The 22,586-nt window shown below is 64.2% G+C and carries 28 protein-coding genes; 10 read left to right on the forward strand and 18 right to left on the reverse strand.

The genetic code is table 11. From position 1 onward, the window contains the following. The first annotated feature begins 25 nt into the window (after positions 1-25). The 4 genes from COW1_RS11740 (at position 26) to COW1_RS11755 (ending at position 3,904) form a co-directional block, all read left to right on the forward strand. Positions 26-376: a TraR/DksA C4-type zinc finger protein gene (locus COW1_RS11740; protein WP_201344310.1), complete on the forward strand. Its 351-nt coding sequence runs from the start codon at positions 26-28 to the stop codon at positions 374-376. Between the two features lie 7 nt (positions 377-383). Beyond that, on the forward strand, positions 384-695 hold the full coding sequence (locus COW1_RS11745; RefSeq protein WP_201344311.1) for a DUF2288 domain-containing protein: 312 nt from the start codon (positions 384-386) through the stop codon (positions 693-695). Between the two features lie 83 nt (positions 696-778). Further along, the gene (locus COW1_RS11750) at positions 779-2,050 is read left to right on the forward strand and encodes an MFS transporter (RefSeq protein WP_201344312.1); all 1,272 of its coding nucleotides are present in this window, start codon (positions 779-781) and stop codon (positions 2,048-2,050) included. A 33-nt stretch (positions 2,051-2,083) separates the two neighbouring features. After that, positions 2,084-3,904: a hypothetical protein gene (locus COW1_RS11755; RefSeq protein ID WP_201344313.1), complete on the forward strand. Its 1,821-nt coding sequence runs from the start codon at positions 2,084-2,086 to the stop codon at positions 3,902-3,904. A 25-nt stretch (positions 3,905-3,929) separates the two neighbouring features. Here the strand turns inward: COW1_RS11755 and COW1_RS11760 are convergent, their stop codons facing one another. Both COW1_RS11760 and COW1_RS17080 read right to left on the reverse strand, forming a co-directional pair. Continuing rightward, complete coding sequence (locus tag COW1_RS11760; RefSeq protein ID WP_242466428.1) at positions 3,930-4,496, reverse strand: RimK family alpha-L-glutamate ligase; 567 nt, start codon at positions 4,494-4,496, stop codon at positions 3,930-3,932. Further along, positions 4,418-4,735: a hypothetical protein gene (locus tag COW1_RS17080; protein WP_242466429.1), complete on the reverse strand. Its 318-nt coding sequence runs from the start codon at positions 4,733-4,735 to the stop codon at positions 4,418-4,420. Before COW1_RS17080 ends, COW1_RS11760 begins: the two co-directional genes overlap by 79 nt. 174 nt (positions 4,736-4,909) lie before the next feature. Between COW1_RS17080 and COW1_RS11765 the strand changes: the two genes are divergently transcribed. Continuing rightward, a complete protein-coding gene (locus COW1_RS11765; protein WP_201344314.1) occupies positions 4,910-5,236 on the forward strand; it encodes a hypothetical protein in 327 nt (108 codons plus the stop codon). On the opposite strand, the gene moaB is transcribed toward COW1_RS11765, so the two are convergent. From moaB to COW1_RS11790, 5 genes are all read right to left on the reverse strand, one after another. Then, positions 5,214-5,723, reverse strand: coding sequence for a molybdenum cofactor biosynthesis protein B (gene moaB / locus COW1_RS11770; RefSeq protein ID WP_201344315.1), 510 nt, complete (start codon positions 5,721-5,723; stop codon positions 5,214-5,216). The genes COW1_RS11765 and moaB overlap by 23 nt on opposite strands. 170 nt (positions 5,724-5,893) lie before the next feature. Further along, positions 5,894-6,586 (reverse strand): sensor histidine kinase KdpD, encoded by a 693-nt coding sequence (locus COW1_RS11775; protein ID WP_201344316.1) that lies wholly within the window; start codon positions 6,584-6,586, stop codon positions 5,894-5,896. 14 nt (positions 6,587-6,600) lie between these two features. Further along, complete coding sequence (locus COW1_RS11780) at positions 6,601-8,226, reverse strand: tetratricopeptide repeat-containing response regulator (protein ID WP_201344317.1); 1,626 nt, start codon at positions 8,224-8,226, stop codon at positions 6,601-6,603. A gap of 171 nt (positions 8,227-8,397) precedes the next feature. Then, positions 8,398-8,808: a rhodanese-like domain-containing protein gene (locus COW1_RS11785; protein ID WP_201344318.1), complete on the reverse strand. Its 411-nt coding sequence runs from the start codon at positions 8,806-8,808 to the stop codon at positions 8,398-8,400. Between the two features lie 267 nt (positions 8,809-9,075). Then, complete coding sequence (locus tag COW1_RS11790) at positions 9,076-9,600, reverse strand: hypothetical protein (protein ID WP_370590866.1); 525 nt, start codon at positions 9,598-9,600, stop codon at positions 9,076-9,078. Positions 9,601-9,650: 50 nt separating this feature from the next. Here COW1_RS11790 and COW1_RS11795 point away from each other — a divergent pair, with 50 nt between their 5' ends. Continuing rightward, positions 9,651-9,914, forward strand: coding sequence for a glutaredoxin domain-containing protein (locus COW1_RS11795; RefSeq protein ID WP_096364211.1), 264 nt, complete (start codon positions 9,651-9,653; stop codon positions 9,912-9,914). Positions 9,915-9,946: 32 nt separating this feature from the next. Here COW1_RS11795 and COW1_RS11800 read toward each other — a convergent pair whose 3' ends face one another. From COW1_RS11800 to COW1_RS11810, 3 genes are read right to left on the reverse strand one after another with little or no spacing between them, the layout of a single operon-like run. Continuing rightward, the gene (locus tag COW1_RS11800) at positions 9,947-11,305 is read right to left on the reverse strand and encodes an ATP-binding protein (protein WP_201344319.1); all 1,359 of its coding nucleotides are present in this window, start codon (positions 11,303-11,305) and stop codon (positions 9,947-9,949) included. After that, positions 11,302-11,982 (reverse strand): response regulator transcription factor, encoded by a 681-nt coding sequence (locus tag COW1_RS11805; RefSeq protein WP_096364207.1) that lies wholly within the window; start codon positions 11,980-11,982, stop codon positions 11,302-11,304. Before COW1_RS11805 ends, COW1_RS11800 begins: the two co-directional genes overlap by 4 nt. Beyond that, entirely contained in the window at positions 11,979-12,263 is a 285-nt protein-coding gene (locus COW1_RS11810) for a PepSY domain-containing protein (protein ID WP_201344320.1), read from the reverse strand. The genes COW1_RS11805 and COW1_RS11810 overlap by 4 nt, the downstream gene beginning before the upstream one ends. Before the next feature lie 177 nt (positions 12,264-12,440). Here COW1_RS11810 and COW1_RS11815 point away from each other — a divergent pair, with 177 nt between their 5' ends. Beyond that, positions 12,441-13,385 (forward strand): ABC transporter ATP-binding protein, encoded by a 945-nt coding sequence (locus COW1_RS11815; protein ID WP_201344321.1) that lies wholly within the window; start codon positions 12,441-12,443, stop codon positions 13,383-13,385. After that, a complete protein-coding gene (locus COW1_RS11820) occupies positions 13,382-14,155 on the forward strand; it encodes an ABC transporter permease (RefSeq protein ID WP_096364201.1) in 774 nt (257 codons plus the stop codon). Before COW1_RS11815 ends, COW1_RS11820 begins: the two co-directional genes overlap by 4 nt. Before the next feature lie 3 nt (positions 14,156-14,158). Here COW1_RS11820 and COW1_RS11825 read toward each other — a convergent pair whose 3' ends face one another. From COW1_RS11825 to fnr, 8 genes are all read right to left on the reverse strand, one after another. Continuing rightward, on the reverse strand, positions 14,159-14,452 hold the full coding sequence (locus COW1_RS11825; RefSeq protein WP_178110273.1) for a hypothetical protein: 294 nt from the start codon (positions 14,450-14,452) through the stop codon (positions 14,159-14,161). 111 nt (positions 14,453-14,563) lie between these two features. Beyond that, positions 14,564-15,058, reverse strand: a complete 495-nt coding sequence (locus COW1_RS11830) for a FixH family protein (protein ID WP_096364199.1) — start codon at positions 15,056-15,058, stop codon at positions 14,564-14,566. 12 nt (positions 15,059-15,070) lie between these two features. Then, positions 15,071-16,465 carry a cytochrome c oxidase accessory protein CcoG gene (gene ccoG / locus COW1_RS11835; RefSeq protein ID WP_201344322.1) on the reverse strand — a complete coding sequence of 465 codons (1,395 nt, stop codon included), beginning with the start codon at positions 16,463-16,465 and terminating at the stop codon, positions 15,071-15,073. A gap of 186 nt (positions 16,466-16,651) precedes the next feature. Further along, positions 16,652-17,563, reverse strand: a complete 912-nt coding sequence (gene ccoP / locus COW1_RS11840; RefSeq protein WP_096364195.1) for a cytochrome-c oxidase, cbb3-type subunit III — start codon at positions 17,561-17,563, stop codon at positions 16,652-16,654. Next, the gene (locus COW1_RS11845; RefSeq protein ID WP_096364193.1) at positions 17,556-17,744 is read right to left on the reverse strand and encodes a CcoQ/FixQ family Cbb3-type cytochrome c oxidase assembly chaperone; all 189 of its coding nucleotides are present in this window, start codon (positions 17,742-17,744) and stop codon (positions 17,556-17,558) included. Before COW1_RS11845 ends, ccoP begins: the two co-directional genes overlap by 8 nt. 5 nt (positions 17,745-17,749) lie before the next feature. Beyond that, positions 17,750-18,358, reverse strand: a complete 609-nt coding sequence (ccoO, locus tag COW1_RS11850; RefSeq protein WP_096364191.1) for a cytochrome-c oxidase, cbb3-type subunit II — start codon at positions 18,356-18,358, stop codon at positions 17,750-17,752. Between the two features lie 12 nt (positions 18,359-18,370). After that, positions 18,371-19,786 (reverse strand): cytochrome-c oxidase, cbb3-type subunit I, encoded by a 1,416-nt coding sequence (gene ccoN / locus COW1_RS11855; RefSeq protein ID WP_201344323.1) that lies wholly within the window; start codon positions 19,784-19,786, stop codon positions 18,371-18,373. 243 nt (positions 19,787-20,029) lie between these two features. Beyond that, positions 20,030-20,773, reverse strand: coding sequence for a fumarate/nitrate reduction transcriptional regulator Fnr (gene fnr, locus COW1_RS11860; protein WP_201344324.1), 744 nt, complete (start codon positions 20,771-20,773; stop codon positions 20,030-20,032). A gap of 355 nt (positions 20,774-21,128) precedes the next feature. Between fnr and hisB the strand changes: the two genes are divergently transcribed. Then, positions 21,129-21,719, forward strand: coding sequence for an imidazoleglycerol-phosphate dehydratase HisB (gene hisB / locus COW1_RS11865; RefSeq protein WP_201344325.1), 591 nt, complete (start codon positions 21,129-21,131; stop codon positions 21,717-21,719). A gap of 49 nt (positions 21,720-21,768) precedes the next feature. Then, positions 21,769-22,410: an imidazole glycerol phosphate synthase subunit HisH gene (gene hisH, locus COW1_RS11870; protein ID WP_201344326.1), complete on the forward strand. Its 642-nt coding sequence runs from the start codon at positions 21,769-21,771 to the stop codon at positions 22,408-22,410. The last annotated feature ends 176 nt before the right edge of the window (positions 22,411-22,586 follow it).

The raw sequence follows: 22,586 nt of genomic DNA on the forward strand, positions 1-22,586 counted from the left end.
TGCAAGCTGCGTTATCATTTCTCCCATGCGCGAAGACATCGACATCGACGCCCTGCGGCAGCGGCTGCTGATGCGCGCCCACGAACTGGAGACGATGGCCGCTGTCCGGCGCGAGGCCGGCGCGACGGTGGAACTGGACCAGACCCGCACCGGCAGGTTGTCGCGCATGGACGCCATGCAGGCCCAGGCCATGGCCCGTGCCGGCGATGCGCGGGCACAGGACGAATACCGGCGCATCCAGGCCGCACTCGCACGCATCGAGTCAGGCGAGTACGGCTATTGCCTAGACTGCGATGGACCGATCGGCGCCGGCCGCCTGAACGCCGACCCGGCCAACGCCCTGTGCCTGGCCTGTGCCGAACGGCGTGAACAGTGATCCTCCGATGAACCCGCATTCCCCGCGCCACACCGTCGAATCCCTCAATCGGGAGACCGCCCGCATCCGCTGGGCGGAACTGGAGCGCCACTTCGCCCGCGGCGTGGTCATCCATGTCGCCGCCGAGCTGGACCTGGTAGCGGTAGCGGTCGCCTTCGCCAACGACGACCGGACCGCCGTCGAGGCCTGGCTGGCCGACGACCGGGTCCGTCACCTGAACACCGACACCGCCCGCGACTGGCGCGCGCGCGACCCGGAACTGTGGGCAGTGGTCATCGCACCCTGGGTTCTGGTGCAGGAACCAGCGCTCAAGCCCTGACGCCGGCTGTCGATCTGATCTGACAGCTTCCCTACTACTGGCGCCATTGCTATGCTCACGCGCTATCAACTGGCCGGGCCGCCATGCTGAGAACCTTCTATTCCATCTACTCGCTGCTGACCGCGGTTGCCCTGCTACTGCTCGGCTCCGGCCTGCTCGGCACCGTGGTGGCATTGCGCGCCAGCGCCGAGTTCCTGTCCAACGATCTCACCGGCCTGATCATGTCCGGCTTCTTCCTGGGCTACGTGGTCGGCTCCTATGTCTGCCCGCGCATCCAGCACAATGTCGGCCACATCCGCAGCTTCTCCGCCTTCGCGGCCATCGGCTGCGCCTCGGTCATTCTGCATGCCCTGTGGGTGGACCCGCTGGCCTGGTGGGTGCTGCGCGTACTCACCGGTATCAGCATGCTGGGCATGTATCTCGCCATCGAGTCCTGGCTCAACAACCTGGCCACCAACGAAAACCGCGGCCGGCTGTTCGCCGTCTACATGACCATCAACCTGCTGGCCCTGGGTTCGGGCCAGTACATGCTGCTGATCTATGGCTTCGACGGTACCGAACCCCTGGTGCTGAGCGCCCTGTTCTTCTCGCTGGCCCTGGTACCGATCGCGCTGACCCGCATGCTGCAGCCCACGCCCGTGAGCGTGCCGCATCTGGGGCTGCGCCAGCTCTACCGCACCTCGCCGCTGGGCGTGATCGGCGCGCTCATCTCCGGCCTGGTCAGCGGCGCCTTCTGGGGTCTGGGACCGATCTATGCCACCGGCGTGGGTCTGACCGAGTTCGGCATCGCCCTGTTCATGAGTGCGGTGATCTTCGGCGGTGCCCTGCTGCAGTTCCCCATCGGCCACCTGTCCGACAATCACGACCGCCGGCTGGTGCTGCAGAATGTCAGTCTGCTCGGCGCGGTCGCCGCGCTGGCGGTCTTCTTTCTCTCCGTCACCCACCTCCAGTATGCCCTGATCCTGTCGGTGGCCCTCGGCGGCTGCGCCTTTTCCGTCTACTCACTGTCAGTCGCCCACACCAACGACCACCTGGATTCCAATCACATGCTCGAGTCCAGCCAGAGCCTGCTGCTGCTGAGCGGTATCGGCTCCGCCATCGGACCGATCCTGGCCGGCCTGGCCATCGAATGGTCGGGCAGCCACGGACTGATGCTGTATTTCTCCATCCTGCTGATGCTGCTGGCCTTATACTCGGCCCGCCGGCGCCGTGTGGGTGCGGTCATCCCGACCGAAGAGCAGGGCGAATTCGTCGCCATGGCCCGCACCTCGCCGGCCGTGCTGGAGCTCGACCCCCGGGTGGAGGCCGAGGATGGAGAGGCCGCCGACAACCCGTCGGCCCCGCCACCCGCCTGAAGCGGGAGAATCTGCTATCCTGCTGATGACGTGATGACCCGACTCGATCTCAGTATCCCGCCTCTGATCCACCAGCCCGGTCCGGACGATACCGTCACGGCCATCCAGAGCTGGCTGGACAGCCTGCCCAAGCTCAACCAGGCTGAATTCGCCGACGCCCTGGTCACCCGGCTCAAACGCATCAATCAGACGGTAATCGAACCCGGCATCCGCCATGCCCTCATGAGCGCCTTCGCTGCCGAATCGGCACACCTGATCGAGCGTTTCTGCACCCAGTGCGGACAGGTCAACTTTCCTCTCAAGCCGGAAAAGCTCGCGCTCTACGATCAGGCCCAGGCGCTGCTGGAGGCAATGGCCAACGGCTACAAGCTGCTGGCCATGCAGCTGGCCCGGGCGCCGGATCAACTCGATGCGGAGTCGCGGACCATCCTGCACGAAAGTCTGCTCCAGGCCACCGAACAACTCTCCCGTCGGGTCCTGATCGCCTACGCCATCTATCGCAATGCGCCGGAAGGCGTGTGGGGGGAGATCCATCAACTCTACCGCTTCGCCGAGGGCCATGATCTGGCCACCGCGCGGGTCGAGCACATGTCCGACTGGTCGCTGGGCATTGCCTATACCCAGATCGTGATCGCGGCCCTGTGCAATCCCTTTCATCTGTTCCAGAACGAGATCCACGAAGTCTATGCACGGCTGCGCAAATGGGCCGGGGCGGTGCGTCTGCGTCACGCGGAGGAATACGACGAGCCGCTGGAAACGCTCACCGCCGAGCGCTACTTCATCGATCTCGACAGCGACGCCCCGCCGCGCCACGGCGTGGCTGCCCGTCCGGGTGAGCCCGCTGCGACCCGCCTGCTGGACATACGCGAACTGGAACGCATCACCGCCGACCAGGTCATGACGCTGACCCAACGCAAGGAACTGAGCTACCGCGAGCATCAGGAACGCGACCTGCTGCGCCGGCTGCGCAATGCCTGGAGCCGGCGTCCAACGCGCGTCGAACAGCGCGCCGAGCGCTGCACCCAGGCAATGGTGGTAGCCGGGCTGACCCCGGCGCACTACTACCTTTCGGGCCGCAGCGAATTCGATCCGGAGGCGTTCGAGATCCACATGCACGGCGACCGCATGCAGGGCGGCAGCGACCTGTCGCTGGTGCCCATGGAACAGGAGAGCTGGCGCGAGAACGAGGTGCGCCGCAAGCTGGAGGAAGGGGTGATCAAGCCGCGCAGCTACGGCTTCGACTACACCGCCCGTGACGACGACGTGTGGAAGCGCGCCAACGTCGCCTCCAACCGCAGCAAGACCGAGATCGAGACCGCTCTGGAACAGCGCATCTCAGCCAGCGCAGCGCAGCTGGCAACCCTGGACGAGAGCGACAGCGGCTTCGGCTTCACCTGCCCGGCCGACGCACATATCAACATCAATGTTGGTTCGCTGCTGGCGGTGCAGGAGTGCAAGGATACCGACCGCTGGTGCCTGGCAGTGATCCGCTGGATGCGCACCGATCCGGACCTGTCACTGAAACTCGGTGCACGCCTGATCCCCGGCACCACCCGTGCCGTGGCGGTACGCGGCATCGAGGGCCACGGGGCCCACACCCAGTACCAGCGCTGCATCGTGCTCACCACTGAAGACGCGGCACGCAGCTACATCGTTCCCGCCGGCCTGTTCCACGCCGGCAGCCTGCTGCTGCTCAACGACGGCGAACAACTGCGGCTGCTGCGCTTCACCCGGTTGACGGAAATGACCAAGAGCTACACCCGGTATCTGGCCGAGGACGTGGAACTGAACGAGACGCGCCACGAGCAGGTGGTACAGTCACTGTACCGGCTGCTCTACAGTTCGGAGGAATGACGCCTGCCACGTGTGGAAGCGGCCGTCAGGCCGCCAGCGGCGCGTCCGGGTCGCTGTCGGCAGGCCCACCGGCCCGCCGCAGGTAGTCTTCGATCAGCGGCGCAATGCGGATGCCCTGCCGGTTGAGCGCCTCCAGCCCGAACAGCGGATTGAACTCCAGAATGTAGAACCACCCCTGAACCTCGGCCACATCGAAGCCGGCATGGTCGATCCCGAGCCGACGCGCGACCTGTTCGACCAGCGCAATGGCCGCCGCCGGTATGTCATCGAAATGCACCCTGCCGCCACGGGCGACATTGGTATGGAAGACGCCCGGCGCGGCCTGCCGCCAGTAGGCGCTGACCACCCGGTCGCCGACGTATACGATGCGCAGATCACGCGTAATGGGCAGATACTCCTGCAGGTACAGCACCTCGCTGTGTCGGGCATAGGCCAGCAGGTCCGCCCGGCTTTCGATCAGATGCACACCCTCGCCGCGGGCCGAGCGCGGCACCTTGGCCACCAGCGGCAGACTCAGGGTCTCCAGCGCCTCCTCGAGCTGGGCCGGGGTGGGGCCGCGCCGATCCAGGTCTCGGGCACATTGTGCGGACACACGGCCAGCAGGGCCCGGGTCATCTCGACCTTGCTGTGGCCCAGGTGGTAGGTCGCCGGGCTGGGAAAGATACGCCTACCCAGGCCGTAGTGCAGGGCATTCACCTGCCAGGCGGCGGGAAACAGCAACCAGTCCGCCACCCGGATCTGCTCCAGATGCCGGTACATATGCTCGGGCTTGACATGGACGAGCCGCGGCATGCCCAGGGTGCGCAGCGGGTCGAAGCTGATCCGGTTCACGGGGACGGGTTCAAGACACAAAGGGCGCAGTAAAACCGCTTTGCACGGCCAGCACAACGAAATATATTTATGGTGACAATCGAATTCTTCGAAGCAGCGCCTGTCTGCGCCGGCTAAAGAATCCCCGCCGGCGTGCGATAGATCTGATCAAACCCTCAACCGAAGCCCGCAAGCATGCCAGAACACAACACAGCGCCGAAATGGGATGTCGCCCTCGCCGCCCTGGCCGAGGACGAGTATGGAAAGAAACAGGTCCCGCTCAAGCTCAGTGATTTCCGTCGTCTGGCCACCGAATACCGGATCCGCTTCGACGACATCATGGTGACCCTGTTCGAACTGGTCCGCCACGGCCACTGGCGTTACCTGGACCGCGACGGCAACCCGGTCGATCTGCCCGCAGACACCCTGGACAAGCTCTACGTCAATCGCCGCCTGCAGGAAGTGGATCTGCAGGATTTCGACGGCGGCTGGGAACCGCTCACTCGCGCAGCCGCGGGATGAGTTGAGCCAGGTTGCAGGGACGGGTGCGGATGTCCAGCTGCTGCTGGATCAGCCTGTCCCAGCCGGTGCGGCAGGCGCCGCTGGAGCCGGGCAGACAGAACACATAGGTGGCGTTGGCCACCCCGGCCAGCGCCCGCGACTGCAGGGTGGAGGTGCCGATCTCCTCATAGGAGAGCATGCGGAAGACCTCGCCGAAGCCCTCGATCTCCTTGTCCAGCAGTACCTGAATCGCCTCCGGCGTGCCGTCGCGCCCGGTCACCCCGGTGCCGCCGGTGGTGATCACGACATGCACGTCGGGGTCGGCGATCCAGCCTGAAACGCGGGCGCGGATGCGGTAGATGTCGTCGGGCTCGATGGCCTTCGCGGCCAGCCGGTGGCCGGCGGCCTCCAGGCGCTCGACCAGAGCGCGGCCCGAGGTGTCGTCGGCCTCGCTGCGCGTGTCGGAGACGGTGAGTACGGCGATATTGAGGGGAATGAAGTCGGGCATGAATACAGGCTCTGGGGACTGATTACACTGGAGAGTAGGATGGGTGAAGGCGCTGTGCGCCGCAACCCATCGATGCGGACCGACGATGGGTTGCGCTTCGCTCCACCCATCCTACCCGGAGTTGTTTATTATCCCAGATCCCACACCCGGAACCCAGCACCCGGCCCCTTTCAGGGCAGATAGAGGGTAAAGCGCCCGCCGCCGTCGATGCCGGTATTGGCCAGTTCGATATAGCCTTCCCGGTCCTTGTGCTGGTGCATGCGGGCGATGGTGGCGGTGAAATACAGCCCCAGGCCGGTTGAGCCGCTCTTGAAGTCGATCGCCTGACCCAGATCGGGGGCGGAATTGACCTGCATGGCATCGGGATAGCCCGGCCCGTTGTCCTCCACGAACAGGGCCAGCCGGCCGTCGACGGTTCCGGCGCCGATGCGGATGCGATCGCGGGTATAGCGGTAGGCGTTGTTGATCACGCTGTTGAGCACACTGCTGACCAGTTCACGGTCGAAGAACCAGACCAGTTCGGGATCGCAGTCCATTTCGAACACCACGCCCTGCAGTTCCATGAAGGCCTCCTGCTCGAGAAAGCACTCCTCGATCACCTCCTCGACGTCGTTCTCGACGATGTTCAGGGCATAACCGAGTTCATTGATCTTGTACAGGGCCAGCAGCTGGATCAGGTTGGCATTGAGCCGCTTGGCCTCGTAGCGCAGCTTGCTCATGTCGCGCAGGGCGGGATCATCGATCGCGGCTTCGCCGCCGAGTTCGTCCAGCGCCCCGATCAGCATGCCGACCGAGTTCTTCATGTCGTGCACGGAGTTGGCCAGGATCAGGGAGAAGTCATAGGGCTCCGGTTCGGTGGACATACAGGTTCCTCGTATCAGCCGTTCTGGATGGCGCCTGCCATGCTGCGGCAGGCGCGCATGAGGTCGTTGCGCCAGTCGCGATGGATTTCGTCACCCTCGGCGGCCCGGATGTAATCCAGCGCGCGGGTGAGATGCTCCCGGCTGGGCCCGCTGTGCTTCATGAACAGAATCAGGGAGTGCGCGGCATTGAGGTTGAACACGGCATTGTTGGGCATGACCTCGACGGCGTTGGAGAAGAAGTCGATGGACTCCTCGATCCTGCCGGCGTTGACCAGCGCAACGCCTTCATTGTTGAGTTCGACCACCTCCTCGCGCGTGCTGCGGATGAGGTCGTCGCCGGCCTCGGCCAGGCCGGCCTCGCGATAGATCATGGACAGGCGATTGAGCACATCCTCATCGTCGTGATTGTTCTTGACCAGGCTGCGCGCCACCTCGTGGGCCTGCTCGGTGCGCCCCTGCTCGAGACAGGTCTGAACCAGCTCGTTGCCGACCGCGTCGGTGAGCAGTTCGGGCTGCCCGGCGGCCAGTTCCAGCGCCGATTCCAGCGCGGCGGCGGCCTGCGCTGCGTTGCCCAGCGCCTGCTGCACGCCGCTCTCGGCCACGGCCGCGACCAGCCCGGTGCGGGGATCCTCCCGGCATTCGTGACGCAGCTGGTCCAGCACCTTGAGCCCTTCCTTCGCGCTGCCCTGCTTGACCAGGGCCCGGGCCAGGCCGCTGTAATCCGTGGGCTGACGCAGCACCGACCCGCGTCCGACCCGCAGCGCCTGGCGGCGGGCCTTCTCGGTGGTGGCGTAGTCCTGATTGGAATCGGCAATGTCGGCCAGCGCGCGCTGGCGCTGCAGCGACTTGGGCGAGACACTGACTGCCTGCTGCAGGCTTTCCTGCGCCGCGGCCACATCGCCCTTGCGCTCCAGCGCCCGCGCCCGCCAGTCATAGGCCGCGACGAAATTGCGCTGCTGTTCGATCACCGCGTCGAAGGTGGCGATCGCCTCTTCGTAATCCTGGCGATGAAACCGGACCCTGCCCAGCCCCATGCGCGCCCAGGGCAGTTCGCGGTCGTCGAGCACCCGGGTGACCAGCGCCTCGGCCTGATCGAACTCGCCGATGTTGAGCAGCATGTCGGTCTTGAGCTTGAGCAGTTCGTAGCGGAACTTGGTCCCCTGCTCGATGAAGCGATCACACAGGGCGATGACCTGGTTGTAATCGTGACGCGCCAGCGCCTTTGCCACCGGCGCCATCTGCGCCTTCTTGTCCAGCAGCTTCTTCAGCCGCGCCTGCAGCACCGTCTTGGTGACCGGTTTGGACAGATAGGCGTCGGGCTGGTCTTCCAGTGCCCCCATGACCATCTCGGAGGTGTTCTCGGCGGTGACCATCACGAAGGTGCTGTCATAGGGCAGCAGGTCCCGGTGCTTGGCCTCCTCCAGCACCTGCTGGCCGTCTTTGCCCTCGCCCAGGTTGTAGTCGCACAGCACGATCTCGAAGGGTCGGGCCTGCATCTTCTCGATGGCCTCTTCCCCGTTGCGGGCCTGCTCAATCGCATCGGCACCGTACATCGCGAGCATGCTGCGCAGCATCGAGCGCATCTCGGGAAAGTCGTCCACCACCAGGATGGTTCTGCCTTTGAGGCTCCACAACGCCATGGAAAATCCGTTGTTACGTGACTCCAGGAGTTGTGTCGGCGAGGCGGGGAAAAACTCAACCCGCCATGGCGCAGGGGCCGATGGCGGGTTGGGGAAGAAACGCGCAGAATATTATTAACTAATTGATATATCTCATGAATAAATCAGGGGCTCGTGAATTTAATACAACGGTCAGACGTAACGCGCCTCGCGCACCAGGGGGCGGCTGTCCTTCTCCCACTGCTCGATGCCGCCGGCCAGGCTGTAGACCTCCTGAAAGCCCATCTGCTGCAGGGTGTCGGCGGCCATGGCCGAGCGCCCACCGGAGGCGCAGTACACCACCACCGGCTGGCTGCGGGCATTGACCAGGGCCTCGGAATGCTTGGGATAGCGGGTATCGGCCGCGGCCTCCAGGATGCCGCGCGGGATCAGCATGGCCCCCTCGATGTGGGCCGATTCGTGCTCGCTGGACTCGCGCACGTCAAGGATCATCAGGTCGGGGCGCTCCTGCTTCATCGATTCGAGCTGGTCGCCGTCGACCTCCTTGATGCGGGACTTGGCGTCCTTGACGAATTCCATCAGGCCTTTCGGGGCGTCGGACATGGTTTTCTCCTGTGCTGGAAGTGGTGTTGGACATTGAAAAAAACCTCAACGCAGAGGCGCCAAGGCGCAGAGAAAACAGAAAAACATCCTGGAAATTCTGATCAATCCGTCATGCCGGCGAAGGCCGGCACCCATCTGCCTGTTTCCCTATGGATCCCGGCCTTCGCCGGGATGACGAAAGAAATCAGCCAGAGTTTCTATTTAAATTACTTTGCGTTCTCTGCGCCTTCGCGCCTCTGCGTTGAAATGGGGATTGAACGGCGAGACTCAACCCGCGGCATCCCGCAGTTGCCAGGTGGGATTTGCGTGCGCGTCCACCAGCCGCTCGCGCTGCAGCCAGGCCAGGGCATCCCCGGCATCCGTCTCGAACCAGCGCCGGGCCGAACCCAGCCGGAAGCTGTAGCCCCAGGCATCCATGTCGGCCAGCAGACGGTCACGGCCGACACCGGGCAGCCGAACGGCGAGCAGTACCTGGAGATAGCACACGGCATCCTCCTCGGCGTAGTCACCGCCGGCGTCCGTGTGCAGGCCGCTGCGCCGGTCGCTGTCCATGCAGATGTAGTGACAGGCCTCGTGCAGGGCCGAATGCACCGGGGTATCGGAGCGGATATACAGCCGATTGCCGATCAGGCCGGCCTCGGATTCGCCCCAGAAACTGCCCGGGATCTCATCTCCCGCCGCCACCGGGACCGGCGCCAGGCCATAGCGTTGCAGCAGCCCGGCCAGGGCGGTGGCCCCGAGCTCGGCCACGGTCATTACGGCGGACTGGACGGCGGCGGTACTGGTCGACATGCGGTGGTGCCTGCGGCAAACTGAACAGTTGAATCCTGGAGAACGACCCGATGGCAAGGCTGACAGTATACAGCACCGGGCACTGCCCGATCTGCGATAAATCCAAGGCGCTGCTCGCAAAATGGGGCATCGCCTATGACGAGATCCGCATCGACGGCGATCCCGCCGCGCTGCGCGAGTTCAGCCGCATCACCCAGGGGGCCCGCATGGTACCCCAGTTCACCGTCGACGGGGAATGGATCGGCGGTTTCGCCGACCTCACCGAACTGCACATGGAGGGCCGGCTCGACGAGTTGATGGAGAGGGGTTCCTGACCCTCGCCGGATCCGCTCCAGCGCAGTCGAATTCACGCCTTGCGCGGCAGCACCAGCACCAGCCGGGCCCCGCCCAGTTCCGCACTGGCGTCGATTTCCAGCCGGCCGCCATAGGCCTGAACGATATCCCGGACCATGGCCAGGCCGATGCCGTGCCCGGGAGCGGCCTCGTCTGCCCGCACCCCGCGCTGCAGGATGCGGACACGGTCGGCCGCGCCGATACCCGGTCCGTCGTCCTCGACACTCAGCCACAGTTCGGCAGCGTCGATCCCGGCACTCACCCGCACCCGGGCGACGGCCCACTTGCAGGCGTTGTCCAGCAGGTTGCCGAGCAGTTCCATCAGGTCACCGACCTCGATCGCCAGTTCCTGTGCCGGATCGACCCGGAGTTCGAAGTCAAGCTGCTTGTCAGCGTAGACCTTGCTCAGCGAATCCGTGATCCGCTGCAGCGTGGTGTACAGGTTCACCCGTTTACGCAGACCGCCGCGTCCGGCCAGGGCGGCACGCTGCAGCTGATAATCGACGATCTCCTGCATGCGCGCGGTCTGCTCACCGATCACCTGGTTCAGCTCCGCTTCCCGGGACTGGCCCACCGCGCCGCGGATCACGGCCAGCGGGGTCTTGAGACTGTGGGCAAGATCGGCCATGGCGTCGCGGTAGCGCTGCCCGCGGGTACGTTCGGCGCGGATGAATTCGTTGAGGTTCTCGGTCAACGGGCGCAGTTCGTGGGGATAGTGCCCCCCCAGGGCCTCGGCCTCACCGGCGTGGATGCGCTGCAGATCGGCCGGGATGCGCCGCAGCGGACGCAGCCCCCACTGCAGCACCAGCACCTGCATCAGCAGCAGGATGGCGCCGGCAACGCCCAGCCACAGCACCAGACTGCGCCGGAACTGCCACAGCTGGCCGCGGTATGCCGCATCCGACTCCAGCACCCGCAGTACCAGTTCGCGGCTCCTGGCCGGGGCGTATTCCCACACCACGCCGAAACGCAGTTCGAACAGACCGTCCCGGCCGAGGGCGGTACGCTCGAAATGGATCTGGCCGGAATCCAGCGGGACATGGTGATAGCCCAGTTCGCGGCCCAACAGGGAACGCGAGGACCAGACCGGTGCGGCGGACTGACCGGGGCCGGCGGCGATCACCTGGGCATAGCTGCCGGAGCCGGGCTGCTGCAGACGCTGGTCGGGATACTGGTCGGGCATCTGCACCCGGCCGCCGGCATCCAGTTCCAGCGCCCCGAGCAGGCCGTAGACCTGGGCCTGCAGCTTGGCCCGCACCCCTTCCCGGGCGCTGGCCTGGAAGGCCTGGTCCAGGGCCAGGCCGGTCAGGCCGAGAAAGGCGGCAAGGATCATCACCCCGGCCAGGACCAGCCGGGCCTTGAGCGAATTCATGCCTCGCGCGCCAGCGCCAGCCGGTAACCGCGCCCGCGCACCGTCTCGATGGGCTGCAGGGTGCCGTCCGGATCCAGCTTGCGCCGCAGCCGGCCGATGAAGACCTCGATGGTGTTGCTGTCGCGGTCGAAGTCCTGCTCGTAGATGTGCTCGGTCAACTCGGTCTTGGACATCACCTTGCCGGCGTGCAGCATCAGATAGTGCAGCAGACGGTACTCATAGGCGGTCAGCTCAACCGGACGGTCGTCGACCGCCACCTGCTGGGCGGCCGGGTCCAGCGTCACCGCCCCGCAGCGCAGCTGCGCCTGGCTCCAGCCGCCGCTGCGCCGCAGCAGGGCACGCAGCCGGGCCAGCAGCTCCTCGGTCTCGAAGGGTTTGACCAGGTAGTCGTCGGCACCGGCCTCCAGACCCTCGACCTTGTCCTGCCAGCGCCCGCGCGCGGTCAGAATCAGGATGGGCAGACCCGCGCCCTCGGCCCGCAGGCGGCGGATCACCTCGACTCCGGCTACGCCCGGCAGGCCCAGGTCGATGATGGCGATGTCGGGGGAATACTCACGCGCCAGGTACAGGCCCTCCTCGCCGTCACCGGCGGCATCGACGGCATAGCCCTGCTCGCGCAGACTGGCGCCGAGCTGTTCGCGCAGGGCGGCCTCGTCCTCGATCACCAGCGCCTTCATCGACCGGCGGCGTCCTGCCAGATCACCCGCACGTGGCCGTCGCGGGTGAGCAGCTTGATACGGTAGGCGGAGCGGCCGTCGCGCTCGACCCGCCGGGCCGACAGCACCCGGCCGCCGGTGCGCCGCTCGACCTCGGCCACGGCCCGATCCAGCCCGGCGTCGCCACTGCCCTGGCGGACCGTTTCGTCACCGTCGTGCGGCGGCTGCGCCGGGACCGGAACGGTGTGAGCCATCAGCAGCAGGCCCAGCAGCGCGGGCGCGAGGAATTGGCTGATTTTCATGAAATGAGAAACCTGTTCGTCTCGGTATTGTCGTCCGTTCGGGCCGCCGACATGGGACCAATCTAGCCCGGACTGTCTGAATCCCGCCTGAATCCCGCCGCGAGTGCCCGGTTTGTGGCCCTGTCCCGCCCTCGGGTTGTAAACTCTCACGTTTTCCGGCCGGCAACAACATCTGTCATGACCCAGGCACTGACCATCCGACAGCTGAGGAAAACCTATCCCAACGGCCCGATCGCCCTCAAGGGCATTGATCTGGATGTCGCCGAGGGTGATTTCTTCGCCCTGCTCGGACCCAACGGGGCCGGCAAATCCACCGCCATCGGCATCATCGCTTCGCTGACCAACAAGACCAGCGGGTCGGTACGGGTATTCGGCCACGACCTGGATACCGACCAGGCCGCGGCCAAGAGTTGCCTCGGCCTGGTGCCGCAGGAATTCAATTTCAACATGTTCGAGCCGGTGGTCGAGGTGGTGGTCAATCAGGCCGGCTATTACGGCATCCCGCGCACGCTGGCCTTCGAGCGGGCCGAGCAGTACCTGAAGGAACTGGGTCTGTGGGACAAGCGCCGGGTCATGGCGCGCAACCTCTCCGGCGGCATGAAGCGCCGGCTGATGATCGCTCGCGCCCTGGTCCACCGGCCGCGGCTGCTGATCCTGGATGAGCCCACCGCGGGAGTGGACATCGAGATCCGCCGCTCCATGTGGGAGTATCTGCGGCGCATCAACGAGCAGGGCACCACCATCATCCTCACTACCCACTATCTGGAAGAGGCCGAGAGCCTGTGCCGCAACATCGCCATCATCGACGACGGCGAGATCATCGAGAACACCAACATGAAGGTGCTGCTGAACAAGCTGCACACCGAAACCTTTGTACTGGACCTGCGTGAGTCCATCGACGCAGTGCCGCCGCTGGCGGGCTACCGGGTGCGCCAGGTCGACCCCAGTACACTGGAAGCGGACATCTCGCGCGAGTGCAGCCTCAACGGCCTGTTCACGGAACTCAGCAGGTACGGTATCGAGGTGCTCAGCATGCGCAACAAGAGCAACCGGCTGGAACAGCTGTTCCTGGACCTGGTGGACGACAAGAGCAACCATCGCCACAAGGGAGCCGCCGGATGACGCCGGGCGAGAAGTACACGGCCTTCAAGACGATCCTGATCAAGGAATTCCTGCGCTTCATCCGCATCTGGATCCAGACGGTACTGCCGCCGGTGATCACCACGGCGCTGTACTTCGTCATCTTCGGCAACCTGATCGGTTCCCAGATCGGCGACATGGAAGGCTATCGCTACATGGACTACATCGTGCCGGGGCTGATCATGATGGCGGTGATCACCAACTCCTACGCCAACGTGGTCTCGTCCTTCTATGGCTCCAAGTTCCAGCGCCACATCGAGGAAATGCTGGTCTCGCCCATTCCCAACCATCTGATCCTGAGCGGTTTCGTGGCCGGCGGCGTGGCCCGCGGCCTGGTGGTGGGCAGTGCGGTGACAGCCACCGCCTTCTTCTTCAGCGACGTTCAGGTGCACAATCTGTTCGTGAGCGTCACGGTCGTGGTACTGACCTCGATCCTGTTCGCCCTCGCCGGGCTGATCAACGGAGTCTTCGCCAAGAGCTTCGACGACATCTCCATCATCCCGACCTTCGTGCTCACGCCCCTGACCTACCTGGGCGGGATCTTCTACACCATCGAGATGCTGCCCGAATTCTGGCAGGGGGTGTCACTGGTCAACCCGATCCTGTACATGATCAACGCCTTTCGCTACGGCCTGCTGGGCGTGAGCGACATCAACATCTATGTTTCCTACGCCATCATCCTCGGCTTCATCGCGGGGCTGTACGGGTTTGCGCTCATGCTGCTCAACCGCGGAGTGGGCATCCGCAGCTGAACTCTAGAGCGCGCTGCTCAGACCATCGTCGTGCCCGCCCCGGGTGCGCCGGCGATTCTCATCGCAGGGCTGACTGAAATAGCAGGTCAGCCCGCTGGTCAGCGTCGTCAGCCCCCAGAACAGGAAGAATCCGAGCGTATAGGCACCCATCCGACTCAACTCCGCCAACGCCGTCCCCGCCAGCAGATACAGGGGATCGAAGGCGGTGAAGAACAGGATCGTGGCCAGGGAGGACGTCAGGAACGACGGCCACAGAATGGAGATAACACGTTGGACCAGAGGTATCTCGTTCGACATACCACACCTCCTACGGCTTTTTTATATCGTTATGCGCGGTGCGCGCGGCCTTCCCGGACACGGGCTCGCCGCGATCAACCGCACTAACATGGTGGCCCGTGGTGCGTTGTTTCAGACGCCCGGGGTCAGCCTCGCCTGACCACCTTGCGGCAGGACCATCCGGCCCGTCAAGCGCCAGCTTCCATCCGGCGGCGACACAATCAGATGCCAGTTGCCGGGAGACAGTTCCGGCATGGCCGCCAGATACCGGCCGCGCACCGCTGCTTCGAGCCTAAGCGACTGATCCTTATCGGCCAGAGTGGGATGCACCAGCAGCAGTTCGAGATACTCGGGCACGGCATCGGCGTTCGGCGACATCAATTCCAGCCGGACATCGTCGGCTCCGGGCGCATACCGCAGCAGGCCGGACAACCCCAGTTCAGCCGCCGCCCGCTCCTGCGCCAGGATCTCGTTGATGGCCAGCCCCTCCTTGTAATAGTCGTCCACCACCATGGCATTGGGGCTGTGCATGGCGATGATCAGGGTGGCAATGCCGCCGATCACGGCCGACAGCGGCAGGGAGATCAGGAACCAGGGCCAGAATTGCTTGTACCAGGGCGTGTTCATATCGAGTTTCCGCTAGGGACCGAGGAAGCGTCCGGACTGACGGATGCGGATGTCCGGGTTTTCCAGTGACTCCAGGACGAAGAATATCTCGTTGCTGGGCCGGTCTAGATGCACCGGATCGATCCGGACCTGCACCAGCAGTTCGGCCACCGCGCCCGCGGGCACCTTGAGCGCATCCTCCCGGTAGACCAGTTCCGCCTGCTCCAGACCTTCGATCGTCAGTTGATAGCTGTGCGCATGCTCGTCCATATTGATCAGCTTGAGCGTATAGATGTTCTCCACCAGCCCCATGGGCGTCTCGCGATACAGCGCATTGCGGTCGCGGATGATGTTCAGATCCACCGGCACCCGGTTGGCGATGGCATATATCAGACCTGCCAGCAGGGCAAGCAGAATGAACCCATAGACCAGGGTGCGCGGGCGCAGCACGTGAGTAGGCCTGCCTTCGAGCCGGTTCTCGGTGGTATAGCGAATCAGGCCGCGCGGATAATCCATCTTGTCCATCACGTCGTTGCAGGCATCGATGCAGGCCGCGCAGCCGATGCACTGGTACTGCAGGCCGTTGCGGATGTCGATGCCGGTGGGACAGACCTGCACGCACATCGTGCAGTCGATGCAGTCGCCCAGCCCCTTCCCGGCCCGATCCTCGCTGCGCTTGCGTGATCCGCGCGGCTCGCCCCGGCTTTCGTCATAGGAGATGATCAGGGTGTCCTTGTCGAACATCGCGCTCTGAAAGCGCGCATATGGGCACATGTAGATACAGACCTGCTCGCGCAGCCAGCCGGCATTGCCGTAGGTGGCGAAGCTGTAGAACAGGATCCAGAAGGTCTCCCAGGGACCGAGGGAGAAATTCATCAGCGAGGCACCCAGTTCGCGGATGGGGGTGAAGAAGCCGACGAAGGTGAAACCGGTCCAGGCGGCGAAGGCGATCCAGGCGGCGTGCTTGGTGGCCTTGATGCGGAATTTTCTGAAGTTGAGCGGCGATTTGTCCAGCTTCATCTGCCGGGGCCGATCGCCCTCGATCTTGCGCTCCATCCACAGGAAGACCTCGGTCCACACCGTCTGCGGGCAGGCGTAGCCGCACCAGAGCCGGCCCGCCAGCGCGGTGAAGAAGAACAGCGACAGGGCGGCGATGACCAGCAGCATGGCCAGGTAGAAGAAATCCTGCGGCCAGAACACCAGTCCGAAGATATGGAATTTGCGCGCCGGCAGGTCGAACAACACGGCCTGATGGCCATCGTATGTGAGCCAGGGAACGAAATAGTACAGGCCGAGCAGCACCAGCACGCCGGCCACCCGCAGGCGGGCGAACAGGCCGTGCACCTCGCGCGGATAGACCTTCTGGCGTTTCTGATAGAGGACGTTTTCGACCTCGCGGTCGTTCGGTGTCGGCGCGCTCTGGCTCATCGGTTCAATCCGTGGTGCATTCCAGAATAACGACTACTATAGCGCCCGGCGTATGACAGGACCCTGATCTGGGGCAAAAACGGCCGCGCCGGCGGACTTAAATCCCTGCGCTGAATCCGGGTTTTCCCGGCCGCAAACGCCAGCGGCGGGCCGCCCGGGGCCCGCCGCTGACAGTTCTGGCGCTACTCAGTTCGACAGGCTGTAGACGTAGGCCGCCAGCAGATGCACCTTGTCCTCTCCGAGGAAGTCCTTGTGGGCCGGCATCCTGCCATTGCGCCCCTTGGCGATGCTCTCGCGGATGGTGCCCGGCGAACCGCCATAGAGCCAGGCGGCATCGGTCAGGTCCGGCGCACCCAGCGCCTGGTTGCCCTTGCCTTCGATGCCATGGCAGGACACGCACATCTGCTGGTAATGCTGCTGGCCTTTCCGGGCCAGCTCCGTGTTCACCTCGCGGCCGTTGATCTGCAGGACGTACTCGGTCACTTCATCGACGCCCTGCTCGCCCAGCTGCCCCTCCCAGGCCATCATCAGACCCTGGCCACCGCGGCCGTTCAGGATACTGGTCTTGATGCTGGCCGGGTCACCGCCGAAGAGCCAGGCGTCGTCGGTCAGGTTGGGAAACCCGGGAAAGCCGCGGGCATCCGAGCCGTGACAGGTGGCACAGTAATTCAGGAACAGCCGCCGGCCGGTGCGCACCGCCTCCTCGTCGGCCGCCAGTGCCGGGATCTCCTGCTCGGCGTAATTGGCGAAGATGGGACCGTATTTGGCCTCGGCCTGCGCCATTTCCTTCTCGTAGCGCACCTCGCCGGTCCAGCCCAGTACGCCGCGGAATTTGCCCAGCCCGGGGTACAGCACCAGGTAGATGACGGCGAACACCAGGGTGATGTAGAACAGCCACAGCCACCAGCGCGGCAGCGGATTGTTGTACTCCTGCAGTGTCTCGTCCCAGGTGTGGTGGGTCACATCGCCGCTGGCGGCCTCGCCGGCGCGTTTCTTCATGGTCCAGACGATCAGCCACCAGCAGCCCAGGATGTTGCCGACGGTGAGCACGATCACCCACCAACTCCAGAAATCGCTCGAGAATGTGAAGTCACCCATGGGTCGATTCCTTCTTATTGCCTGCACGCACAGGGTTATCGTCCTCGGCGAAGGGCAGATTGGCCGCCTCGTCGAAATCGGGTTTGCGCTTGCTGCTCCAGGCCCAGATCCAGACGCCGATGAAGGCGACGAAGACCAGGACAGTGAAGATCGATCGTACTGTGTTGATATCGAATTCCATCGTGCTCACCTCCGGGTCTTGAGCGCGGTACCGAGGTTCTGCAGGTAGGCGATCAGGGCCTCCATCTCGGTCCTGCCCTTGACCGCGGCCTCGGCACCGGCGATCTGCTCGTCGGTATAGGGCGTGCCCAGGGTCCGCAGCACCTCCATCTTCCTGGCGGTGTGGGCGCCGTCGAGGACGTTCTCCTCCAGCCAGGGGAAGCCCGGCATGTTGGACTCCGGTACCACGTCGCGCGGATTGATCAGATGCACCCGGTGCCAGTCATCGGAGTAGCGGCCGCCGACACGGGCCAGGTCCGGGCCGGTGCGCTTGGAGCCCCACTGGAAGGGACGGTCGTAGACGAACTCCCCGGCCACCGAGTAGTGGCCGTAGCGTTCGGTCTCGGCGCGGAAGGGGCGGATCATCTGCGAATGGCAGACGTAGCAGCCCTCGCGCACATAGATGTCACGGCCTTCCAGCTGCAGCGGCGTGTAGGGCTCGAGCCCCTCCACCGGTTCGGTGGTGCTCTTGAGGAAGAACAGGGGCACGATTTCCACCAGGCCGCCGACGCTGATCACCAGCAGCACCAGGATCGCCATCAGGCCGACATTCTTTTCAACGACTTCATGACTCATGACGTATCCTCCTCAGGCGGTCTGCGGAATGGCGGCTTCGACCGGCTTGTTGCCCCTGATGGTCCTGATCACGTTGTAGGCCATGATCAGCATGCCGGACAGGAACACCACCCCACCGAGCAGTCGCACGAAGTAGTAGGGATACATGGCCTCCAGCGACTCGACGAAGCTGTAGGTCAGGGTGCCGTCTGCATTCACCGCACGCCACATCAGGCCCTGCATGATGCCGGCGATCCACATGGCGACGATGTAGAGCACCACGCCGATAGTGGCCACCCAGAAGTGCACATCAATCAACTTGATCGAATGCATCTGCTCACGCCCGAACAGGCGCGGAATGAGGAAGTACAGCGAGCCGATCGACACCATGGCCACCCAGCCCAACGCACCCGAATGCACGTGGCCGATGGTCCAGTCGGTGTAGTGGGACAGGGCGTTGACCGTCTTGATCGACATCATCGGCCCTTCGAAGGTCGACATGCCGTAGAAGGACAGGGAGACGATCAGGAATTTCAGGATGGGGTCGGTGCGCAGTTTGTGCCAGGCGCCGGACAGGGTCATGATGCCGTTGATCATGCCGCCCCAGCTGGGCGCAAGCAGGATCAGCGAGAACACCATGCCCAGCGACTGGGCCCAGTCCGGCAGCGCCGTGTAGTGCAGGTGGTGCGGACCGGCCCACATGTAGGTCGAGATCAGCGCCCAGAAGTGGACCACCGACAGGCGATAGGAATAGACCGGGCGGTTGGCCTGCTTGGGCACGAAGTAGTACATCATGCCGAGAAAGCCGGCGGTGAGGAAGAAACCCACCGCATTGTGGCCGTACCACCACTGCACCATGGCGTCGATCGCGCCCGGATAGACCGAGTAGGATTTGGTCGCCGTCACGGGCAGCGCGGCACTGTTGACCACGTGCAACACCGCAATCGTCAGGATGAAGGCGCCGTAAAACCAGTTGGCCACATAGATGTGCTTGACCCGGCGCTTGACGATGGTGCCGAAGAAGACCACGGCATAGGCAACCCATACCAGCGTGATCAACAGATCGATGGGCCACTCCAGTTCGGCGTACTCCTTACTGGCGGTAATGCCCAGCGGCAGGGTGATGGCGGCGGCGACGATCACGACCTGCCAGCCCCAGAAGGTGAAGGCCGCCAGGCCGTTGGAGAACAGCCGCGCCTGGCAGGTGCGCTGCACCACATAGTATGAGGTCGCAAACAGGGCCGAGCCGCCGAAGGCGAAGATCACCGCATTGGTATGCAGCGGCCGCAAGCGGCTGTAGGTCAGCCAGGGGATGTCGAAATTGAGCTGCGGCCAGACCAGCTGCGCGGCAATCACCACGCCGACCAGCATGCCGACGATGCCCCAGACGACCGTCATGATGGCGAACTGGCGTACGACCTTATAGTTGTAGGTGGTCGAAGTATCCATGAGTCAACCTCTGCTTTACCGTCACGAATTGGGAAGCTGAACGGCGCCTGGACGCCGTTCATTCCTGGCACTGCAGGCTGTGTTCACTCCGGTCCAGCGGCGGCACGCCGCCGCGGGGTGCGGGATATGACACAGTCGCTACTGTGCTGTGAGCGGGCAGCAGGGACAATGACCCATGTCAACAATCAGGCAGAACCGACGGCTCGGGCGGTCGGCGGAAAGGCGAGGTAAAGACTCAGGTATTCAGTTGTGGTGGTCGGCGCCCGCCATGCGCTCCAGGGCGCCCATGTCCTTGATCAGGACATGCTTGCGGTCGACTTCCAGCAGGCCCTCGCTCTGAAAGCGCGAGAACAGGCGGCTGACCGTTTCCACCGCCAGGCCGAGGTAGTTGGCGATGTCGGTGCGGGACATGCTCAGGTTGAAATCGGAGGCGGAGAACTTGCGCGCCTTGAAGCGGCTGGAAAACCGCAGCAGCAGCGCGGCCAGGCGCGCCTCGGCGGATTTCTTGCCCAGCCAGATCATGGTGTCCTGCTCGGTCAGGATCTCGTGGCTCATGATGCGCAGCAACTGACGCTGCAGACCGGGGATGCGGCTGCCCAGTTCCTCCAGGCGATCGAAGGGGATCTCGCACACGCTGGTGGTCTCCAACGCGCGGGCCGAGCAGGGATGGTTGCCGGTGGTGATGGCGTCCAGCCCCACCAGTTCGCTGGGCAGGTGAAAACCGGTAACCTGCTCCTCGCCGCCGTCAGTGGTGGTGAAGGTCTTGATCGAGCCGGAACGGATGGCATAGACGGCGCGGAACTCGTTGCCCATCTGGAACAGGTACTCGCCGCGCTGCAGCGGCCGGCGCTGCTTGATGATGTGATCGAGCTCCTCCAGGTCAGCGTGCGCCAGTTCCAGCGGCAGGCACAACTGGAACAGGCTGCAGGATTCACACGCCGTCTGCAGGCGCTTCAGGCTGATCACTCCGGATTCCGGTACGCTCATAACTGGTTTGCCCCTACACTCTGTCCATCCGCCGATCCTTCGCAACACCTGTTCGGCCGCACGTAAAAACCCTTTTAAAACAAGCTATTACTGGCATACTATTGCGTGGCTCGCAGCGCCTGTGCGCACAACGGATTTGCCGATGGCACATATCGATAGGATTTGACCAGATCGCTTGATGCAAATCAATAAACTGATGCGTGATTTAACAAACGTGTAGTATATATCGGTGGTCTGCGCCAGCCCGCAGCGGCGAAAGGTGCCGGCAACAGGCATGGTCCTGCGGGAGAAGTCCTGCTAGGATGCAGGCTTACACATCTTTTTCTGTTATGGATTGCCCAGTTAGAGAACCCGCATGGCGAGGCAGAGCGAACTCAGACGCGACACCCTGGAAACCCGCATTCAGGTCAGGGTCAACCTGGACGGCACCGGCGAAAGCCGGCTGGAGACCGGCATCCCCTTCCTGGAGCACATGCTGGATCAGGTGGCCCGGCACGGACTGATCGACCTCGACATCCAGGCCGAGGGCGACCTGCACATCGACGCCCACCACACGGTCGAGGACATCGGCATCACCCTGGGCCAGGCCTTTCGCCAGGCGCTGGGCGACAAGCGCGGCATCCGCCGCTACGGCCACGCCTACGTGCCGCTGGATGAAGCGCTCTCGCGCGTGGTGATCGACTTCTCCGGCCGCCCGGGGCTGGAATACCAGGTCGAGTTCCCCCGCAGCCATATCGGCGACTTCGATGCCGACCTGTTCCACGAGTTCTTCCAGGGCTTCGTCAACCATGTGCCGGCCACCCTGCACATCGATTGTCTGCGCGGCAGAAACGCCCACCACATCGCCGAGACGGTGTTCAAGGCCTTCGGCCGGGCACTGCGCATGGCGCTGGAGGCCGATCCGCGCATGGCGGACCAGATCCCATCCACCAAGGGCAGCCTCTGAGCCTGAGATACAGCCTGTCCGGGCGCAGCATCCCGACCCCGAGCCGACCATGAACAGCCTCGCCATCATCGATTACGGAATGGGCAACCTGCATTCCATCGCCAAGGCGGTGGAGCATGTGGGCGCCGACACCCGCATCCGGATCAGCGCCGACCCGGCGCGTATCCTCGACGCCGACCGGGTCATCTTCCCCGGCGTGGGCGCCATCGGCCACTGCATGGAGGAACTGCGACGTACCGGCCTGGACGACGTCATCCGCGAGGTGGCGGTCAGCCGGCCGCTGCTCGGCGTCTGTCTCGGCATGCAGGCCCTGATGGAGCATTCCGCGGAGAACGGCGGCACCGACTGCCTGGGCCTGATCCCGGGCCGCGTCACCCGCTTCCCCGCTGACATGCCCGACCCGCTGACCGGCGCCGCGCTCAAGGTCCCCCACATGGGCTGGAACGCCGTCCACCACAGCGATCACCCTCTGTGGCAGGGCATCGACCAGGACGAGCGCTTCTATTTCGTGCACAGCTACTACGTCACTCCGGCACGCGCGGAAGATCGGGCCGGAGTCTGCACCTACGGCATCGACTTCACATCCGCCGTGGCCCATGCCAATCTGTTTGCCGTGCAATTCCACCCGGAAAAGAGCCAGCACGCCGGGCTGCAGCTGCTGGCCAATTTTCTGCGCTGGGATGGAAACTGAAGGAACGACTGTGCCTTTACACCGCGGTCTGAAAATCCGGCTGCAACACCGAAAACATCGTCATCCCCGCGCAGGCGGGGATCCAGTGGCCACATCGGTTTATGGATTCCCACCGGAGCCCGTCGGCGCAGGCCGGCACGGAAATGACGTCGTCCAATTTCAAACACAACAACACC

It is taken from the genome of Thiohalobacter sp. COW1 (assembly GCF_016629505.1).
GTDB lineage: Bacteria > Pseudomonadota > Gammaproteobacteria > Thiohalobacterales > Thiohalobacteraceae > Thiohalobacter > Thiohalobacter thiocyanaticus_A.

Excerpts from the sequence above, each read along its gene's own strand:
- COW1_RS11785 (WP_201344318.1), bottom strand. The coding sequence starts at position 8,808 with ATGTCCGACGCCCCGAAAGGCCTGATGGAATTCGTCAAGGACGCCAAG.
- hisB (WP_201344325.1), top strand. The coding sequence starts at position 21,129 with ATGGCGAGGCAGAGCGAACTCAGACGCGACACCCTGGAAACCCGCATT.
- COW1_RS11810 (WP_201344320.1), bottom strand. The coding sequence starts at position 12,263 with ATGAAAATCAGCCAATTCCTCGCGCCCGCGCTGCTGGGCCTGCTGCTG.
- ccoP (WP_096364195.1), bottom strand. The coding sequence starts at position 17,563 with ATGGGTGACTTCACATTCTCGAGCGATTTCTGGAGTTGGTGGGTGATC.
- ccoG (WP_201344322.1), bottom strand. The coding sequence starts at position 16,465 with ATGAGCCAGAGCGCGCCGACACCGAACGACCGCGAGGTCGAAAACGTC.
- COW1_RS11805 (WP_096364207.1), bottom strand. The coding sequence starts at position 11,982 with ATGAAGGCGCTGGTGATCGAGGACGAGGCCGCCCTGCGCGAACAGCTC.
- COW1_RS11830 (WP_096364199.1), bottom strand. The coding sequence starts at position 15,058 with ATGAACACGCCCTGGTACAAGCAATTCTGGCCCTGGTTCCTGATCTCC.
- COW1_RS11745 (WP_201344311.1), top strand. The coding sequence starts at position 384 with ATGAACCCGCATTCCCCGCGCCACACCGTCGAATCCCTCAATCGGGAG.
- COW1_RS11820 (WP_096364201.1), top strand. The coding sequence starts at position 13,382 with ATGACGCCGGGCGAGAAGTACACGGCCTTCAAGACGATCCTGATCAAG.
- COW1_RS11750 (WP_201344312.1), top strand. The coding sequence starts at position 779 with ATGCTGAGAACCTTCTATTCCATCTACTCGCTGCTGACCGCGGTTGCC.
- COW1_RS11780 (WP_201344317.1), bottom strand. The coding sequence starts at position 8,226 with ATGGCGTTGTGGAGCCTCAAAGGCAGAACCATCCTGGTGGTGGACGAC.
- COW1_RS11755 (WP_201344313.1), top strand. The coding sequence starts at position 2,084 with ATGACCCGACTCGATCTCAGTATCCCGCCTCTGATCCACCAGCCCGGT.
- COW1_RS11740 (WP_201344310.1), top strand. The coding sequence starts at position 26 with ATGCGCGAAGACATCGACATCGACGCCCTGCGGCAGCGGCTGCTGATG.
- COW1_RS11800 (WP_201344319.1), bottom strand. The coding sequence starts at position 11,305 with ATGAATTCGCTCAAGGCCCGGCTGGTCCTGGCCGGGGTGATGATCCTT.
- COW1_RS11775 (WP_201344316.1), bottom strand. The coding sequence starts at position 6,586 with ATGTCCACCGAACCGGAGCCCTATGACTTCTCCCTGATCCTGGCCAAC.
- fnr (WP_201344324.1), bottom strand. The coding sequence starts at position 20,773 with ATGAGCGTACCGGAATCCGGAGTGATCAGCCTGAAGCGCCTGCAGACG.
- COW1_RS11815 (WP_201344321.1), top strand. The coding sequence starts at position 12,441 with ATGACCCAGGCACTGACCATCCGACAGCTGAGGAAAACCTATCCCAAC.
- ccoO (WP_096364191.1), bottom strand. The coding sequence starts at position 18,358 with ATGAGTCATGAAGTCGTTGAAAAGAATGTCGGCCTGATGGCGATCCTG.
- ccoN (WP_201344323.1), bottom strand. The coding sequence starts at position 19,786 with ATGGATACTTCGACCACCTACAACTATAAGGTCGTACGCCAGTTCGCC.
- COW1_RS11845 (WP_096364193.1), bottom strand. The coding sequence starts at position 17,744 with ATGGAATTCGATATCAACACAGTACGATCGATCTTCACTGTCCTGGTC.
- COW1_RS11765 (WP_201344314.1), top strand. The coding sequence starts at position 4,910 with ATGCCAGAACACAACACAGCGCCGAAATGGGATGTCGCCCTCGCCGCC.
- COW1_RS11795 (WP_096364211.1), top strand. The coding sequence starts at position 9,651 with ATGGCAAGGCTGACAGTATACAGCACCGGGCACTGCCCGATCTGCGAT.
- COW1_RS11790 (WP_370590866.1), bottom strand. The coding sequence starts at position 9,600 with ATGTCGACCAGTACCGCCGCCGTCCAGTCCGCCGTAATGACCGTGGCC.
- moaB (WP_201344315.1), bottom strand. The coding sequence starts at position 5,723 with ATGCCCGACTTCATTCCCCTCAATATCGCCGTACTCACCGTCTCCGAC.
- COW1_RS11825 (WP_178110273.1), bottom strand. The coding sequence starts at position 14,452 with ATGTCGAACGAGATACCTCTGGTCCAACGTGTTATCTCCATTCTGTGG.
- hisH (WP_201344326.1), top strand. The coding sequence starts at position 21,769 with ATGAACAGCCTCGCCATCATCGATTACGGAATGGGCAACCTGCATTCC.